We start from the raw sequence: 16,663 nt of genomic DNA on the forward strand, positions 1-16,663 counted from the left end.
TCGTTCGACGACTGGGACGACGACGCGATCAACATCGAGACGTCGACCAACGTCTGGATCGACCACAACACGTTCTTCACCGGCTACGACGGCTCGGTGGACACCAAGCGYGGCTCGGACTACGTGACGATCTCCTGGAACCACTTCGACGGGCAGGACAAGAACTCCCTGGTCGGGCACTCGGACGACAACGGGTCCCAGGACCGCGGCAAGCTGCGGGTCACGTACCACCACAACTGGTTCGACGGCACCAACCAGCGCAACCCGCGGGTGCGGTTCGGCAACCCGGTGCACGTGTTCAACAACCTGTACAGCTCGGTCGGGTCGTACGGGGTGGCCTCCACGATGGARGGTGGTGTCCTGGTCGAGGGCAACTACTTCGAGAACACCGACGACACCTTCCACCTCGGTGAGGGCTCGTCCCCGGCGGGCACGCTCGTGGCGAGGAACAACTACTTCGTCAGCTCCACCGCCGGCCAGACCGGTGGCTCGGTGAAGTCGGTGACGTACTCCTACACGCTCGACACCGCGAGCACGGTGAAGTCGATCGTCACCTCCGGTGCGGGGGTCGGCCACCTCTGAGTCCTGGAAGAGGAAGGGCCGCGCGGTGCGCGGCCCTTCCTATTTCCGTGGCTCCTCGCTGCCGCGCNCACCTTCCACCTCGGTGAGGGCTCGTCCCCGGCGGGCACGCTCGTGGCGAGGAACAACTACTTCGTCAACTCCACCGCCGGCCAGACCGGTGGCTCGGTGAAGTCGGTGACGTACTCCTACACGCTCGACACCGCGAGCACGGTGAAGTCGATCGTCACCTCCGGTGCGGGGGTCGGCCACCTCTGAGTCCTGGAAGAGGAAGGGCCGCGCGGTGCGCGGCCCTTCCTATTTCCGTGGCTCCTCGCTGCCGCGCGCTCGTACCGTCGTGGTGTGACCGACCTCTTCCGTGTGGTGCGCGCCGACAAGGGCGCCGTGCTCGTGCTGCCCGCCGACGGGCTGGACGGCGAGCACGAGCCGCACCGGGTGGAGCTCGACCGGGACGGCCTGCTCGCGACGGAGGACGGCGAACGGCTGCCGCCGACGGTCGGCGACTGGCTGCGCGTCGACGACACGGGGCCGAGCCTGCGTCCCCGCACCACCGCCCTGGTCCGCGACAGCGCGGGCGCCACCTCCCGGGTGCAGGCGCTCGCCGCCAACATCGACGTCGTCCTCGTGGTCGAGCACCTGGAGCCCGACCCGGACCTCGGCCGCGTCGAGCGGATGCTCACGCTCGCATGGCGCTCGGGGGCGACGCCCGTCGTCGTCCTGACGAAGGCCGACCTCGTCCCGGACCCCGAGGGGATGACCGCGGAGGTCGAGGCGGTGGCGCTCGCGGTCGACGTCCACACGGTCAGCGTCCCCACCGGCCAGGGGATCGACGCCCTGCGGGCACTGCTCGTCCCGGGCGCCACACTCGTCGCCGTCGGCCCGTCGGGCGCGGGCAAGTCCACCCTGGTCAACGCGCTCGCCGGCCGGGACGTCATGGCGACGGGTGAGCGCCGGGTCGACGGGCGCGGCCGGCACACCACCACGCATCGTGAGCTGGTCCCGCTCGCCGGCGGCGCGATGCTCATCGACACGCCCGGCATCCGCGGGGTCGGCGTGGTGGCCGACGAGGACGCGCTGGACACGACCTTCGCGGACGTCGCGGAGCTGGCCGCCGCGTGCCGGTTCGCCGACTGCCACCACGCGGGCGAGCCGGGCTGCGCGATCCAGGCGGCGCTCGACAACGGTGAGCTCGCCGAGCGCCGGTTCGACAGCTGGCGCCGGCTGGCGCGCGAGGCGGCCTACCAGGCGCGGCGGTCGGACGCGCGGCTGCGGGCCGAGGAGCGCGACCGGTGGAAGAAGGTCACCAAGGAGTACCAGCGGGGCCTGCGCGGACCCGGCCGCCCGCGTCCCTGAGACGGTCGCGGAAGCGCATCGACGACCCGGATCGAGTACCAAAACGTTTCGTATCCGGCCGAGCGCTCGCCAGACCTGAGGGCGGTCGGGTTTCCTCGTCGGGACCGGGGTGCGCCGCCGTCATCGCCGACGTGCGGCCCACCCCGCCCAGACACAGACGTCCCGAGGAGACCCATGCCCACCCGCAGATCCGCCACCGCGCTGCTCGCTGCCGCGACCATCGCGGTCGGAGGCCTCACGGCCGCCGCGACCGCAGCGCAGGCCGCGCCCGGCTGCAAGGTCGAGTACAAGATCACGAACCAGTGGGGCGGTGGCTACGGCGCCGACGTCACGGTCACCAACCTGGGTGACCCGGTCAGCTCGTGGACGGTCGGGTGGACCTTCACGGCCGGGCAGAAGATCACGCAGCTCTGGAACGGCAGCGCGACCCAGAGCGGTTCGTCGGTCTCCGTCGCGAGCCTTCCGTACAACGGCTCGGTGGGCACGAACGGGAAGACGAACTTCGGGTTCAACGGCTCCTGGAGCGGGTCCAACCCGGTCCCGTCGACCTTCACGCTGAACGGCACCACCTGCACCGGCACGACGCCGACGCAGACGCCCACCGCGACGCAGACCCCGACGCCGACCCCCACGGCGACGCAGACGCCGACGCCGACCCCCACGGCGACGCAGACCCCGACCCCCACGCCGACGGTGACCAACCCGCCGAACAGCAGCAACTTCTACCTCGACCCCACCACGCAGGCGTACCGCGCGTGGCAGGCGGCGGGCGGCTCCGACAAGACGCTGCTCGCGAAGATCGCCCTGACGCCGGCCGCGTACTGGGTGGGCAACTGGGCCGACGCGGCGCACGCCAAGGCCGAGGTCGCCGACTACACCGGTCGCGCCGTCGCCGCCGGCAAGACGGGGACGCTCGTCGTCTACGCCATCCCCGGCCGTGACTGCGGCTCGTACTCCGGTGGCGGCGTGGCCGAGAGCGCCTACGCGGCGTGGATCGACACGATCGCGTCCGGCATCCAGGGCCGCCCGTACGTGATCCTCGAGCCCGACGCGCTCGCCCAGCTGGGCGACTGCAACGGCCAGGGCGACCGCATCGGCTTCCTGAAGTACGCCGCGAAGGCACTCACGCTCAAGGGCGCACGCGTCTTCATCGACGCCGGCAACTCGGGCTGGCTGCCGGTCAGCACCGTCGTGAGCCGCCTCAACCAGGTCGGCTTCGAGTACGCGGTCGGCTTCGCGCTGAACACGTCGAACTACCACACCACCTCGGCGTCGAAGACGTACGGCCAGCAGATCTCCCAGCAGCTGGGCGGCAAGAAGTTCGTCATCGACACCTCCCGCAACGGCAACGGCTCCAACGGCGAGTGGTGCAACCCGCGCGGCCGGGCGCTCGGCGAGAAGCCGACCCTGGTGAACGACGGCTCGGGCCTGGAGGCCCTCCTGTGGGTCAAGCTGCCCGGCGAGTCCGACGGCACCTGCAACGGCGGCCCGTCCGCCGGTGCGTGGTACCAGGAGATCGCCCTGGAGCTGGCGCGCAACGCCACGTGGTGACCGCCTGACACGAGGGCCTGCGGGGGTTCGTCCCCGCAGGCCCTCGTGCGTGGGGCGGCGACCTCACACGGCAGTCCCCTCGGCGTCGGGGAGAATCGGACCATGCCGCCGCGCCGTCGTACCGATCCTGCCGACGGGCGGGCCGCACTTGCCGTCTGGCGGGCTGACCCGTCCGGCGCCCCGACGTCCGCCCGGCGCACCGCGGTGCGGTTCACCCTCGAGGAGCTCGCCGAGGTGGCGCCCGGCAACGCGGTCGAGGTCCGGGTCCCACCGGACGGCGCCGTGCAGGCGGTGGAGGGACCTCGTCACACCCGTGGGACCCCGCCGAACGTCGTGGAGACGGACGCGCAGACCTGGCTCGGACTGGCGACCGGCGCGCTGACCTGGGACTCCGCCGTGGCCGACGGCCGGATCCGGGCGTCCGGCGAGCGCGCCGACCTGCGCGAGTGGCTCCCGCTGCAGGCCGCCCGCCACCGCGGCTGAGCACGCCGACGGGGGCGCTGACCTAGGATCACGGGGTGCCTGACGACCCCCAGCCCGTGACCCCGGAACCAGCGCCCGGTCCGTCGGTTCCCGTGGACGCGCGCGGCGTGCCGATCCCCTCGGAGGAGGAGCTGGCCCTGGTCGCGCAGCCGGCGACCGTGCGCCACGCCCCCAAGTACGGCGCGTTCATCACCGCGGGCGTCCTCGTCGGCGTCGTCGTGGCCCTGGTGCTGGTCGCGGTCGTCCGCCCCGAGGTCCCCTGGGTGGCCGACGGCTCCGGCTTCATCTCGTTCCTCGACGGCGAGGGTGCCGTGCGCACCGTCATGGCCGTCGCCGGTGGCGTCCTCGGTGGGTTCCTCGGCGGGCTCGTCGCGGTGCTCGCGGACCGGCGCAGCGTGCGCAAGGCCGTCCGCCCCACCGTCTGACGCGCGGTCACCCTGGTCGCCCACCACGAGGACTGTGCGACCATAGGCACGTGGCCCCCCGCGCAGACGGACGTCTGAACCACGACCTCCTCCCCAACGAAAAAGGCCCCCAGGACGCTTGTGGCGTCTTCGGTGTGTGGGCACCTGGCGAGGAAGTCGCCAAGCTGACCTACTTCGGTCTCTACGCACTGCAGCACCGTGGTCAGGAGTCGGCGGGCATCGCCACCTCCAACGGCCAGCAGCTGCTGGTCTACAAGGACATGGGTCTCGTCTCCCAGGTCTTCGACGAGACCGCGCTGAACGCCCTGCAGGGGCACATCGCCATCGGGCACACGCGCTACTCGACCACCGGTGGCAGCACCTGGGAGAACGCGCAGCCGACGCTCGGCCCCACGGCCGCCGGCACCGTCGCCCTGGGCCACAACGGCAACCTCACCAACGCCGCGGAGCTGGTCGACCTCGTCGCCGAGCGGTACGGCAGCCAGCGGCGCGGGGAGCTCGCGCGCGGCAACACCACCGACACCGCGCTGATCACGGCGCTGCTGGCGGGGGACCCGGACCACACCCTGGAGGCCACCGCGCTCGAGGTGCTCCCGCGCCTGCGCGGCGCGTTCAGCCTGGTCTTCATGGACGAGCACACGCTGTACGCCGCGCGGGACCCGCAGGGCGTCCGGCCGCTGGTCCTCGGCCGGCTGGAGCGCGGCTGGGTCGTGGCCAGCGAGACCCCGGCCCTCGACATCGTCGGCGCCTCGTTCGTCCGCGAGATCGAGCCCGGGGAGTTCATCGCGATCGACGCCGACGGTCTGCGCAGCAGCCGCTTCGCGACGATCGACCGTGCCGGATGCGTCTTCGAGTACGTCTACCTCGCGCGTCCCGACACCTCCATCGCCGGTCGGTCCGTGCACGCCGCGCGCGTCGCGATGGGCCGGCGCCTCGCGGTCGAGCACCCGGTCGAGGCCGACCTGGTCATCCCCGTGCCCGAGTCCGGGACACCCGCGGCCGTCGGCTACGCCGCCGAGTCCGGCATCACGTTCGGCCAGGGACTGACCAAGAACGCCTATGTCGGGCGCACGTTCATCCAGCCGTCGCAGACCCTGCGCCAGCTCGGCATCCGGCTCAAGCTCAACCCGCTCAAGGACGTGATCCGCGGCAAGCGCCTGGTGGTCGTCGACGACTCGATCGTCCGCGGCAACACCCAGCGCGCCCTGATCCGGATGCTGCGTGAGGCCGGAGCCGCCGAGGTGCACGTGCGCATCAGCTCCCCGCCGGTGAAGTGGCCGTGCTTCTACGGCATCGACTTCGCGTCCCGCGCCGAGCTCATCGCCAACGGCCTGGGGGTCGACGAGATCGCCGCGTCGCTGGGCGCCGACTCGCTCGGCTACATCTCCCCGGAGGGCATGATCGCCGCCACCGAGCAGCCCGCGTCGCAGCTCTGCGCCGCCTGCTTCACGGGCCAGTACCCCATCGAGCTGCCCCCGGACGACCGGCTCGGCAAGTTCCTGCTCGAGCAGAACGAGCTCCCGCTGGGTGCACCCGAGGACGGTCTGCTCTCGATCGTGCCCAGCGCCGGTGGCGCGAGCGCCCTGGACCACCCGTGAGCGGGGCGCCGGGCACGCAGGTCACCTATGCGACCGCGGGCGTCGACACCGAGGCCGGGGACAAGGCCGTCGAGCTGATGAAGGACGCCGTCAAGGCGACGCACGGGCCGCAGGTGCTCGGTGGCGTCGGCGGCTTCGCGGGGCTCTACGACGCCAGCGCGCTGCTGACCTACCGCAAGCCGCTGCTGGCCACGTCGACCGACGGGGTCGGCACCAAGGTCGCCATCGCGCAGGCCCTCGACATCCACGACACCATCGGGTTCGACCTGGTGGGCATGGTCGTCGACGACATCGTCGTGGTCGGCGCCAAGCCGCTGTTCATGACGGACTACATCGCGTGCGGCCGCGTGGTGCCCGAGCGCATCGCCGGCATCGTGCGCGGCATCGCGGCGGCCTGCTCGGTGGCCGGGACGGCCCTCGTCGGTGGCGAGACCGCCGAGCACCCGGGGCTGCTGGGTCCCGACGAGTACGACGTGGCCGGTGCCGCGACGGGCGTCGTCGAGGCCGACCAGCTGCTGGGCCCGGAGCGGGTGCGCGCCGGAGACGTGCTGCTCGCCCTGGGCTCGAGCGGTCTGCACTCCAACGGGTACTCGCTGGTCCGCAAGGTCGTGTCGGTGGCCGGCTGGTCGCTGGACCGCCACGTCGACGAGCTCGGCCGGACGCTGGGGGAGGAGCTCCTGGAGCCCACCCGCGTCTACGCGTCCGACTGCCTCGCGCTGGCGGAGCGCGCCGGTGTCGCCGGCCTGCACGCGTACAGCCACGTCACCGGTGGTGGGCTCGCGTCGAACGTCGCCCGCGTGCTGCCGCAGGGTCTGGTCGCGGACATCGACCGCTCGGGGTGGACGCTGCAGCCGATCTTCTCGCTGGTGCAGCGCTTGGGGCAGGTGCCGTGGACCGACCTGGAGGGCACGCTCAACCTGGGTGTCGGCATGGTCGCGATCGTCGCCGCCGACGCCGTGGACGGGGTCCTCGCGCACGCCGCCGAGCTCGGGCTGCCGGCCTGGGAGCTGGGCACCGTCCGGCACGCCGACCCCGCGACCGACGTCGTCGGCGCCCCGGGCTTCGTGGCCGGGACGAAGGGCGTGCACGGCGGAGCGGTCCGGCTCACGGGTGCCTACCGGGCGTAGCCGGGGTGCCACCGGGCGTCGACCGCGGTGACAGCAGGGCGTAGCCCGACGAGCCGCGCCGTGGTTGCCGTGCGTAGTGCGCGGGCGTCGTGCTGATCAACGCGAGGACCACGGCTACGGCCGTGAGCCACCAGCCCAGCGCGCAGACCGCCGACGGGCGTCAGGGGAGTGCGTGACCTGGTAGCCCCACCTCGGCAGGACGGCGGAGAGCACGACCATGACAGCAAGGGCCCAGAGAGCGACGTGCGAGACGAGCGACAGCTGGGCTGCCGCCGTCTCGCTCGGCGATCCCGCGACGGGCGCGAGATGAGTGACGACCGCGTCAGCGGTCGTCGTCGGACCAGCGCCGGTAGTCGTCGCTGTCGTCGTCAGTGTCCGTCTCCACAGCCGCGCGAGGGCGGTTGTCGGTGACGACATCGTTGTGGCCGTGCGACGTGAGCTCCTGCTCGAGAGCTCGGTAGTTGGTCTCCGGGCTGAAGTACTTCAGCTCCCGGGCCACCTTCGTCTGCTTAGCCTTCTGACGGCCGCGCCCCATGGCATCGACCCCCTCTTACGTGGATGCGGGGCGGCTCCGTGCTGACACGTGCGGCCCCGGGGTGCTGAATCGTCTCTTCGAGGGGCAACGGTACATGGTCGTTCGCTATTCCGACCACTCGCCGCGGGCGATCCGCGTCACGTGCCCGCCTCCGACCGGTTCGTGCCGACCGCGGGTCCAGGTCACCCGTCCAAGCGTGCGTGGACGGATGCGCGCGTCGGTGCGTATGACCGTTTGGTCGGGTTTAGGGTGGTGCTGTGGCCGCAGAGTGCAGCGGTATGAGAGTTCTATGAGAGTCCTGTAGAGGTTCGTTACGGGAACGTGTCCCGGAATGCGCTGTCTGCGGCTTTCGTTCATGCTAGAGGGGCGATGTCATGATTTGGGCATCGACGACGTAGGCTCGGCATCGCAAGAACGATTCACACGGTTGGACCCTGCACCACCCGCACCTGAACTGGCCGGGCGCCGGCACTGTCGGCACCGCGGGCCGCACGCTTGCCAGGAGGCAGCTGATGAACGCACACCCCGTAGAGACCGAAGCACTGCTCACGCCCTCCGAGGTCGCGACTCTGTTCCGGGTTGATCCGAAGACTGTGACCCGGTGGGCCAAGGCCGGGAAGCTGTCCTCGATCCGCACCCTCGGTGGTCACCGGCGTTACCGCGAGTCCGAGGTGCGCGACCTGCTGAACGGTGTTCCGCAGCAGCGCGCGTCGGACGGCTGAGCGACCGCACCCGCCCGGCCGAGCCCGTCGACCAGGATCGACGGGCGCTCGACGGTCGAGCGCACGGTACGCCCCGCTCCACAGACTGCCCTCCCGATCTGCACACGAAGAACTGCGGGGCTCGCGACGACGCGAGCCTCGCAGTTCTCCTGTCCCGAGAGACGTCGAGCAGGACCTGACGCTCAGCTCTTGCGGCCCGCGGCGATGACGAGCGCGAGCAGAGCCACCGCCCCCGCCGCGACCCCGCCGATCACGGCCAGCGCCTTCTTGCGGGCGTCCGGCGCCACGCCGCTGCTCGTCGCATCACTCCAGAGCTGACGTCCCGACGCGACGGCCCGCCCGGCCTGCGCACGCGGGTCCAGGCGAGCCACGAGCTCGTCCACCGTCGACGCCAGCTGGGCACGGGTCACCGCGAGCTCGGCCTCCAGAGCCACCATCTCGGGTGTGCTGAAGGGCTTCTGCGTGCTCGCGGGCTTCTGGACCGACTCGTCGCTCATGCGCTGAACCCCGCCTTGACTGCCTCGATGTCCTGCTGCACGTTCTCGATCGCCTTCGCCGGCGTCGGTGGCGACCCGGCCTTCACGCGGTTGATGCCGATCAGGACCAGGATCACGATCACGAGCAGCAGGAACGCGCACACGATCAGCGCGGCCAGCCACAGGTCGAGCCACAGGTCCAGCACGATGATGGTGGTGGCGATCCCGGCGGCGAGCAGGTAGAGCGCCAGCACGGCGCCGGCGATGATGAGCCCGGCACCGACGCCCAGCTGCTGCGCCCGCCCGGTGATCTCCGCCTTGGCCAGGTCGATCTCGGCGCGGACCAGCCGCGCTCCTTGCTCGCTGAGCTCGGACACCAGCTGGCCCAGCGACTTCTCGTCGCCCGGCAGTCCCGACTGCGTGGTCATGGGCACGGCCTCTCGTCTGCTTGTCCGTAGGGCATCAGTCTGGTGGTCGGCGAACCCGCCCGCGAGTCAGTCTGCCCACGGGTGCACCTGCTCCTCGGCGGGGTGGACCGGCTCGTGGATGCGGACCACCGACACCGACGGTCCGGGAGGCAGGTGCCGCTTGGCCCACGCGGCGACGCCGGCGCCGATGAGCAGGAGGGCGACGCCGATGATGAGCGCCGAGAGCCAGGGCTCGACGGCGTGGGACAGGCCCAGCACGGAGGCGGTGACCAGGAGGGCCAGACCGAAGAAGCTGAGGAGCGCGGCGACGCCGAACCCGATGGCGGACGGGCGCACCTCGATGGCCCGCGTCCGGACACTGCGTGCCACGGCGTCGATCTCGTGCTGGATGGCTTCGCGGACGTGGTCCTCGGCCTGCTCGAACTTCTCGCGCGCCCGGTCCGTGAACGGCTCCGTCAACCGGTCGAAGAAGCTGCGGGGTCGATCGGCACCGGGGGTGCTGGCCATGGGTCCTCCTCGTACGGCGGTGCACCCAGCGTAGGAGGAAGAGCGCTGGTCAGGGGTCCGCCGCGCTCTACCCGCCCGGGACCGGTGCCGAGCACGCGTCCGCGTCGGCCGGGCAGAGGCGGGTGCCGCCCACGACGAGGCGGAGCCGCAGGTCGACGTCCTGGAGCGTCTGGTCGTCGAAGGCGTCGCGGAGCGTCTCCGGGTCGATCGACGGCGGCGGGCCCAGCGCGTCGACGGTCACCAGGCCGTTCAGCGCCGTGACCCTCGTGACCTCCCAGCCGGCGTCGCGAGCCCACTCCTCGGCGACCGGCCGGGCGGTCGTCTCGAGGTGCTGGTCGCGCGCCACCCGCACGGAGCCTGCGGCCAACGGGACCGCGACGACGACCAGCAGCCCGACCACGAGCGCGATCGTCCGGCGGCTGGTGCGCCCGACCGGTCCGCCGGCGGCCTGCGCGGCGGACCGGACCCCGGCGAGGCCGAGGACCAGGGTCCCGGTCGCGATGATCGCCGCCACGTTGGTCAGGAACAGGAGCGTCGACTCCGCAGCGTCGGCCGTGCGTCCGGCCTCCAGGAGCAGGCCGGTGACGGAGAGCGGAGGGACGAGCGAGATGGCGATCGCGACGCCCGGCAGCGCGTCGGAGATGTCCGAGCGCACCAGCGCGAACGCGCCGACGGTGCCGGTCGCCAGGGCGGCGAGCAGGTCGATGAGCTTGGGGCTGATCCGGCCGGCGACCTGCGAGTTGCCCACGTAGTCGTCGGCGGGGTCGACCAGCATCCCCACGAGGTAGCCGATGGCGATCACCACGAGAGCGCCGAGGATCACGTGCACCAGGCTGCGGAGCAGGTGGGGCCGGTCGGCGAGCACGACGGCGAGCGCGATCCCGAGGATCGGCGTCATCAGCGGGGCCACGATCATGGCGCCGATGACGGTCGCCGTGGAGTCCGCGACGACGCCGGCCGACGCGATGACCGACGCCAGCACGAGGAGCACCCAGAACCGCGTCGACGAGCGGCTGGTGACCGGCGGCTCGATGAAGACCGACGTCCGGATGCGGTCGATGTCCTCGGCGGTGATCGTCGTCAGGCTGGCCACAGCGCCTCCCCGAGCTCCCGGTGGATCCTCGTCATCGTCGCGGACCTGACCGGCCGGTCCGAGGAGACGCGCCGCACGGCGTCGGGGGGAGGACGACGAAGCCCCGCTCCGGAGTCCGGGCGGGGCTTCTGCTGTGGCCACTGGCAGGGTCGAACTGCCGACCTTTCGATTTTCAGTCGAACGCTCTACCAACTGAGCTAAGTGGCCGTAACCGACGACGCCCGGGTTCCTGTGAACAGGATGACCGGGCGGATCGAGCGACCCCGACGGGACTTGAACCCGCGACCTCCGCCGTGACAGGGCGGCGCGCTAACCAACTGCGCTACGGGGCCTTGAACTGCTGCAAGGCCTGTACTGCTGAACTTCTGAACTGCTCGTACCCCCAACGGGATTCGAACCCGTGCTACCGCCGTGAAAGGGCGGGGTCCTAGGCCGCTAGACGATGGGGGCGTGTCCAACGCGAACATCCAACCCCCAACGCCGAGGCGCCGGATGACCGGTGATGAGCATACGGGGTCAGCGGCCCGAACTCCAAAGTCGATCGACAGTGGCGGTCGTCACCCGCCTGCTCACGTCGCTGAGCAGGCAGGATGGGTTCATGGTCGACATGTCTCCCGCCGAGTTCGAGGACGCGGTCCGTGACGCGCTCGACGAGATCCCCGACGAGCTCGCGGCGATGATGGACAACGTGGTGGTCCTCGTCGAGGACGCGCCGCCCGAGGGCGAGGTCGACCTGCTCGGGCTCTACGAGGGCACCCCGCTGACGGAGCGCGGGGAGTTCTGGGCCGCCGGGTCGCTGCCCGACCGGATCACGATCTTCCGCCTGCCGACGCTCGCCGTCTGCGACAGCCGCGAGGAGGTCGTCGAGGAGGTCGCCGTCACGGTCGTGCACGAGATCGCCCACCACTTCGGCATCGACGACGAGCGGCTGCACGAGCTGGGCTGGGACTGACTCGTGGGACACGACCACTCCCACTCCACCGCGGCCCAGGCGCATCGCGGCCGGCTCCTCGCGGTCCTCGTCCTCACGCTCGTCGTGCTCGTGGTCGAGGTGGTCGGCGGTCTGGTCTCGGGGTCGTTCGCGCTGATCGCCGACGCGGGGCACATGCTCACCGACGCGGCCGGGGTCGGCCTGGCGCTCGGCGCCACCGCGCTCGCCGCACGGCCCGCGACCGCCGCCCGCACGTTCGGGTGGCAGCGCGCGGAGATCCTCGCCGCGCTGGTGAACGGGCTGGTCATCGGGGCTGTCGGGGTCGGCGTGATCGTGGGCGGGATCAGGCGGATCGTCACACCCGGCGAGGTGGAGGCGGGGCTGATGCTCGCCGTCGCGGTCGTCGGGCTCGTCGCCAACGGGGTCGGTCTGGCGCTCCTGCGCCGCGGTCAGGAGGAGTCGCTGACCGTGCGGGGTGCCTACCTGGAGGTGCTCGGGGACCTGCTGGGGTCCGCGGCGGTCGTCGCGGCCGCGCTGGTCGTGCTGGCTACCGGGTACCTGCGGGCCGACGGCATCGCGTCGGTGCTCATCGGCCTGATGATCGTGCCGCGGGCGGTCTCGCTGCTGCGCGAGGTGGGGACGGTGCTCCTGGAGGCCACCCCGCGCGGCGTCGACCTGGACGCGATCCGCGCGCACATCTGCGGCGTCCCCGGTGTGCTCGGCGTGCACGACCTGCACGCCTGGACCATCACGTCCGGCGTCCCGGTGCTCTCCGCGCACGTCGAGGTGCCCGACGACCTCCTGTCCCGGGGTGAGGCCGGACGCGTGCTCGGCGACCTTCGGCACTGCCTGGCCGGCCACTTCGACGTCGACCACTGCACGTTCCAGCTGGAACCCCCGTCCACCACCGGCACGGAGCACCACGCCCACGCCTGACCCGCCGCCGCGACGTTCGCACTCGTGCGGGCTCCGAGCCGCACGAGTGCGGACGCTGTGGGTCGGCGGGCCTAGGGTCGGCGCATGGTTGCTGTGGGGATCGCGTTGCTGCCGCAGGAGCGGTGGGTGTCTGCTCGTCGCCGGTGGGTCCAGGTCGAGGAGTGGGGGTTCGACCACGCGTGGACGTACGACCACCTGGCCTGGCGCACGCTCGTCGACCAGCCGTGGTTCGCGACCGTCCCGCTGCTCGCCGCCGCCGCCGCGGTCACCGAGCGGATCGGGCTCGGCACGTGGGTGGCGTCGCCCAACTTCCGCCACCCGGTCCCGTTCGCGAAGGACGTGCTGGGGCTCGACGACGTCAGCAACGGCCGGTTCCTGCTCGGGGTGGGTGCCGGCGGTGAGGGGTTCGACGCCTCGGTCCTGGGCGACCCGCCCACCCGTGGCGAGCGGACGCGCCGGTTCGAGGAGTTCGTGGGGCTGCTCGACCAGCTGCTGACCCAGCCCGTGACGTCGCACCAGGGCACGTTCTACCGGGCCGACGAGGCACGGATGATCCCCGGCACGATCGCGCAGCCGCGCACCCCGTTCGTCGTCGCCGCCAACGGACCGCGCACGATGGCGCTGGCCGCGCGGTACGGGCAGGGGTGGGCCACCTACGGACCCGCGTACGCGACGGAGGACGTGCCCGACGAGCCCCGCGCCGCGCAGGAGCAGTGGTGGACGGGCCTGGCGACGATGCTCGACCAGGTCGATGCGATCGAGGCCGAGCACCGGCCCGCGGGCGCACCACCGCTGCGCCGGTACCTGAGCCTGGACGGCGCGCCGATCTTCTCGATGACCTCCCTCGACGTGGTCACCGAGGGCATCGAGCGTGCGGCGGCGCTGGGGTTCACCGACGTGGTGGTCCACTGGCCGCGCGCCGACGGCATCTACGCCGGTGACGAGTCCGTGCTGGAGGGCCTGGTGGACCAGCTCCCGAGGCTGCAGGCGCTCTGAGCGAGCGGCTCAGAGCTCCGGGAGTGCCGTGGCGATCTGCTTGCGCATCCAGCCGGTGAAGATCGCGCCGATCGTGGGCCGGCCACGGTGGCTGCTTCGTTCGCCCGTGCTCAGGTCGACGGTGACGGGCCAGGCGAAGGCGGCGAAGTTCCGCACGAGCTGCTTGCGGGCGTACTGCGCCGCGTCCTCCTCGACGCGCTCGCCCACCAGCACCGCGATCGCCGCGACGCCGGACTGGACCCCGCGCATCGCGCCCTTGGCGGCCTTGGTGTACTCCAGGGACGCCTGGGCGAACGCCTCCAGCTCGCCGACCGTCACCACCGGGACCGAGCGCACGGTGACGAAGGTGTGCAGCCTGCTGGCCATCCACTGCAGCTTGAAGTCGGACCGGTAGCCGGTCAACGCCGGCATCCCGCCGATCGCGTGCATCCCGACCTCGTACCCGGCCGTGCGCAGGCTGCTGCTGATGTCGTCCACGTACTGGCGCGTCTCGGTCATGTCGTTCCGTTCCTCGGTCGGGTGCGCAGAGGTGCGCGCGCATCGTCGCACCCGTGACCAGGCCGTGTGGGCGGAACGACGGACCGGGAAGGCGTCAGTGGGCCTGGCGGGCTTCCCAGGCGCTGGTGACCATGTCCAGGAGGGTGTGGCGCATCTGCCAGTCGAGGTCCCGGGCCGCCAGCTCGCCGGATGCCACGATGCGCGCCGGGTCTCCCGGGCGGCGCGGGGCCACCTCGGGCTCGAACGGGATGCCCGTGCCCTCGGCCATGGCGGTCATGATCTCCCGCACCGAGACGCCCGTCCCCGAGCCCAGGTTGTAGACCGGCTCCAGGGTCCGGCCCGCGGCGAGCGCCTGGGCCGCGGCGACGTGCGAGCCCGCCAGGTCGGACACGTGGATGTAGTCGCGGACGCAGGTGCCGTCCGGCGTCGCGTAGTCGGTTCCGTTGATCCGCGGTGTGCGACCCCCGGCCAGCGCGTCCAGCACGAGGGGGAAGAGGTTGTGCGGGCTGGTGTCGTACAGGTCGGGGGTGGCGGAGCCGACGACGTTGAAGTAGCGCAGGGACGTGTGCCGCAGCCCGACGGCCCGGCCCTGGTCCCGCAGCAGCCACTCGCCGATGAGCTTGGACTCGCCGTACGGGGACTCCGGGGCCGTCGCGGTGGTCTCGGTCACCAGGTCGACGTCCGGGGTGCCGTAGACGGCGGCCGACGACGAGAACACGATCGCGTCGACGCCCTGGGAGGCCATCGCCTCGAGCAGGTGAGCCGTGCCGGTGACGTTCTGGTCGTACGTGTGCAGGGGCCGGTCCACGGAGACGCCCGCGTACTTGAACCCGGCGAGGTGCACGACGCCGACGATGCCGTGCTGCACGAGCGTGTCCGCCACGAGGTCGGTGTCGAGGATCGATCCCTCCACCAGCGGCACCCCGTCGGGGACGAAGTCCCGGTGACCGCTGGACAGGTCGTCCAGGACCACCGTCTCCAGCCCGACCTGCCCGAACGCCCGCACCACGTGCGACCCGATGTACCCGGCACCCCCGGTGACCAGCCATGTCATGGAGCCGAGCGTACCGACGACCGCGCCAGGCGGCCGACGTGTCCGTCGCGCAGGAAAGTCGGCGCGGGGTGCATCCGCCGAGGGCCCTGCGGGCGAAGGGTGCAGAACAGTCCTGCGCGGTGGCGGTCCGGAGAATGCTCAGTAGGCTGAGTATTTCTCGCGGGCGGCGGTCGGGCGGGTCGGACGGGCCGGTGACGGCAGCCTTCATCAGCAGGGACGGGAGAGCGCATGCACGTCGAGTCGGCGCTGCGGACGCAGTCGGGCACGTCGCGAACTCTGCAGACCGACGCCCACCCCGAGGTCGCGGAGCGCGCGGACCTGGCGGAGGCCGTCGAACGGACCATGGCGGTGACGTCGTCGGTGCTGCAGGAGTTCCTCGACGCGCGCGTGCGCGCCGCCGCCGCGCGGTCCGACGTCGCGGCGCGACTCTGGGCCGACCTGGCGGACGGCGTGGGTGGCAAGCTCATGCGGCCACGCCTCGCCGTCGCCGCGTACCTGGGGCTCGGGAGCGACGACGCGGCAGCGATCGCCCCCGTCGCCGCCGCGATCGAGGTGCTGCACACCGCGATGCTCGTGCACGACGACCTGCTCGACCACGACGAGGTGCGCCGCGGGCGGCCCAACGTCGCGGGTGCCACCCGAGCCCGCCTGGTCGGTCGAGGGCTCAAGGAGAGGACCCTCACCGACCAGGTGCTCGCCGCCGGCCTGCTGGCCGGCGACCTGGCCATCGCGTCGGCCTTCGCCCTGGTCGCCAGCGCTCCCGCGGACCGCACCGCGCTGGTGCGGGTGGTCGGGTTGCTCGCCGAGGGCATCGAGACGACCGTGGTCGGGGAGCTGCTGGACGTCACCGCGTCGCTGTCCTCGCCCCGGGACGTCGACGCGCTCGCGGTCGCGGAGCTGAAGACGGCGGCGTACTCCGGCAGCCTGCCGCTCGTGGTCGGCGCGGTGCTGGCGGGTGCCGACGACGCCCAGGTGGCCCGGCTCGGCGCTGTGGGGTCCGCCCTCGGGGTGGCGTTCCAGCTCGCCGACGACGACCTGGGGGTGTTCGGCGACCCCGCGGTGACCGGCAAGTCGGTGCTGTCCGACCTGCGCGAGGGCAAGCGCACCGAGCTGCTGCGCCGGGCGTACGCGATGGCCGACGAGGCCGGGTGCGCGGTGCTCGACGCACACGTCGGGCGAGCCGACCTGGACGAGGCCGGGGCCGCCGCGGTGCGGGACGTGCTGGTGTCGAGCGGGGCGCTGGACGCGGTGCGGGAGCTGACCCGGGCGACCGGGCAGCGCGCACGGGAGCTGGCGGTGGACGGGGTGCCCGAGCCGTTGGGAGGCTACCTTGTGGGCGTCGTCGACGATCTTGTCGGACGGGGTCACTGA

At 72.1% G+C, this 16,663-nt stretch carries 19 protein-coding genes and 3 tRNA genes; 12 read left to right on the forward strand and 10 right to left on the reverse strand.

Features of this window, described 5'->3' with window-relative positions; translation table 11 throughout:
* From ASD16_RS00005 to purM, 7 genes are all read left to right on the forward strand, one after another.
* On the forward strand, positions 1 to 582 hold a 582-nt coding region (locus ASD16_RS00005; RefSeq protein ID WP_369817884.1), incomplete at its 5' end, for a polysaccharide lyase family 1 protein.
* A gap of 339 nt (positions 583 to 921) precedes the next feature.
* Positions 922 to 1,932: a ribosome small subunit-dependent GTPase A gene (gene rsgA / locus ASD16_RS00010; protein WP_235523052.1), complete on the forward strand. Its 1,011-nt coding sequence runs from the start codon at positions 922 to 924 to the stop codon at positions 1,930 to 1,932.
* 174 nt (positions 1,933 to 2,106) lie between these two features.
* Complete coding sequence (locus ASD16_RS00015) at positions 2,107 to 3,483, forward strand: glycoside hydrolase family 6 protein (protein WP_055911479.1); 1,377 nt, start codon at positions 2,107 to 2,109, stop codon at positions 3,481 to 3,483.
* Between the two features lie 102 nt (positions 3,484 to 3,585).
* The gene (locus ASD16_RS00020) at positions 3,586 to 3,966 is read left to right on the forward strand and encodes a sterol carrier family protein (RefSeq protein ID WP_055911482.1); all 381 of its coding nucleotides are present in this window, start codon (positions 3,586 to 3,588) and stop codon (positions 3,964 to 3,966) included.
* 35 nt (positions 3,967 to 4,001) lie between these two features.
* Positions 4,002 to 4,391: a histidine kinase gene (locus ASD16_RS00025; RefSeq protein WP_235523053.1), complete on the forward strand. Its 390-nt coding sequence runs from the start codon at positions 4,002 to 4,004 to the stop codon at positions 4,389 to 4,391.
* 50 nt (positions 4,392 to 4,441) lie between these two features.
* On the forward strand, positions 4,442 to 5,989 hold the full coding sequence (purF, locus tag ASD16_RS00030; protein ID WP_055911488.1) for an amidophosphoribosyltransferase: 1,548 nt from the start codon (positions 4,442 to 4,444) through the stop codon (positions 5,987 to 5,989).
* Positions 5,986 to 7,116 carry a phosphoribosylformylglycinamidine cyclo-ligase gene (gene purM / locus ASD16_RS00035; RefSeq protein WP_055911491.1) on the forward strand — a complete coding sequence of 377 codons (1,131 nt, stop codon included), beginning with the start codon at positions 5,986 to 5,988 and terminating at the stop codon, positions 7,114 to 7,116. The genes purF and purM overlap by 4 nt, the downstream gene beginning before the upstream one ends.
* Before the next feature lie 322 nt (positions 7,117 to 7,438).
* Here purM and ASD16_RS00040 read toward each other — a convergent pair whose 3' ends face one another.
* A complete protein-coding gene (locus tag ASD16_RS00040; RefSeq protein WP_055911492.1) occupies positions 7,439 to 7,651 on the reverse strand; it encodes a DUF3073 domain-containing protein in 213 nt (70 codons plus the stop codon).
* A gap of 512 nt (positions 7,652 to 8,163) precedes the next feature.
* On the opposite strand from ASD16_RS00040, the gene ASD16_RS00045 reads away from it, so the two are divergent.
* Positions 8,164 to 8,373, forward strand: coding sequence for a BldC family transcriptional regulator (locus tag ASD16_RS00045; RefSeq protein WP_055911495.1), 210 nt, complete (start codon positions 8,164 to 8,166; stop codon positions 8,371 to 8,373).
* 182 nt (positions 8,374 to 8,555) lie between these two features.
* Here the strand turns inward: ASD16_RS00045 and ASD16_RS00050 are convergent, their stop codons facing one another.
* The 7 genes from ASD16_RS00050 to ASD16_RS00080 all read right to left on the reverse strand — a co-directional run bounded on the left by ASD16_RS00050 (position 8,556) and on the right by ASD16_RS00080 (position 11,327).
* Entirely contained in the window at positions 8,556 to 8,870 is a 315-nt protein-coding gene (locus tag ASD16_RS00050; protein ID WP_055911497.1) for a DUF3618 domain-containing protein, read from the reverse strand.
* Positions 8,867 to 9,277, reverse strand: a complete 411-nt coding sequence (locus ASD16_RS00055; protein ID WP_055911500.1) for a phage holin family protein — start codon at positions 9,275 to 9,277, stop codon at positions 8,867 to 8,869. Before ASD16_RS00055 ends, ASD16_RS00050 begins: the two co-directional genes overlap by 4 nt.
* 66 nt (positions 9,278 to 9,343) lie before the next feature.
* A complete protein-coding gene (locus tag ASD16_RS00060) occupies positions 9,344 to 9,784 on the reverse strand; it encodes a phage holin family protein (RefSeq protein ID WP_055911503.1) in 441 nt (146 codons plus the stop codon).
* 67 nt (positions 9,785 to 9,851) lie between these two features.
* Positions 9,852 to 10,877 (reverse strand): DUF389 domain-containing protein, encoded by a 1,026-nt coding sequence (locus tag ASD16_RS00065; RefSeq protein ID WP_200942782.1) that lies wholly within the window; start codon positions 10,875 to 10,877, stop codon positions 9,852 to 9,854.
* Between the two features lie 134 nt (positions 10,878 to 11,011).
* Positions 11,012 to 11,084 (reverse strand) — tRNA-Phe (locus ASD16_RS00070).
* 51 nt (positions 11,085 to 11,135) lie between these two features.
* Positions 11,136 to 11,209, reverse strand: a tRNA-Asp gene (locus ASD16_RS00075).
* A gap of 45 nt (positions 11,210 to 11,254) precedes the next feature.
* Positions 11,255 to 11,327: transfer RNA gene (locus ASD16_RS00080), tRNA-Glu, on the reverse strand.
* Between the two features lie 148 nt (positions 11,328 to 11,475).
* Between ASD16_RS00080 and ASD16_RS00085 the strand changes: the two genes are divergently transcribed.
* The 3 genes from ASD16_RS00085 (at position 11,476) to ASD16_RS00095 (ending at position 13,740) form a co-directional block, all read left to right on the forward strand.
* Positions 11,476 to 11,829 (forward strand): metallopeptidase family protein, encoded by a 354-nt coding sequence (locus tag ASD16_RS00085; protein ID WP_055915479.1) that lies wholly within the window; start codon positions 11,476 to 11,478, stop codon positions 11,827 to 11,829.
* A gap of 3 nt (positions 11,830 to 11,832) precedes the next feature.
* A complete protein-coding gene (locus ASD16_RS00090; RefSeq protein ID WP_055911506.1) occupies positions 11,833 to 12,744 on the forward strand; it encodes a cation diffusion facilitator family transporter in 912 nt (303 codons plus the stop codon).
* An 84-nt stretch (positions 12,745 to 12,828) separates the two neighbouring features.
* The gene (locus ASD16_RS00095) at positions 12,829 to 13,740 is read left to right on the forward strand and encodes an LLM class flavin-dependent oxidoreductase (RefSeq protein WP_055911509.1); all 912 of its coding nucleotides are present in this window, start codon (positions 12,829 to 12,831) and stop codon (positions 13,738 to 13,740) included.
* Between the two features lie 9 nt (positions 13,741 to 13,749).
* On the opposite strand, the gene ASD16_RS00100 is transcribed toward ASD16_RS00095, so the two are convergent.
* Both ASD16_RS00100 and galE read right to left on the reverse strand, forming a co-directional pair.
* Positions 13,750 to 14,238: a hypothetical protein gene (locus tag ASD16_RS00100; protein ID WP_055911512.1), complete on the reverse strand. Its 489-nt coding sequence runs from the start codon at positions 14,236 to 14,238 to the stop codon at positions 13,750 to 13,752.
* A gap of 94 nt (positions 14,239 to 14,332) precedes the next feature.
* On the reverse strand, positions 14,333 to 15,292 hold the full coding sequence (gene galE / locus ASD16_RS00105; protein ID WP_055911515.1) for a UDP-glucose 4-epimerase GalE: 960 nt from the start codon (positions 15,290 to 15,292) through the stop codon (positions 14,333 to 14,335).
* A gap of 228 nt (positions 15,293 to 15,520) precedes the next feature.
* Here galE and ASD16_RS00110 point away from each other — a divergent pair, with 228 nt between their 5' ends.
* Entirely contained in the window at positions 15,521 to 16,663 is a 1,143-nt protein-coding gene (locus ASD16_RS00110) for a polyprenyl synthetase family protein (RefSeq protein WP_055911518.1), read from the forward strand.

Source organism: Cellulomonas sp. Root485, from assembly GCF_001426705.1.
Taxonomy (GTDB): Bacteria; Actinomycetota; Actinomycetes; order Actinomycetales; family Cellulomonadaceae; genus Cellulomonas.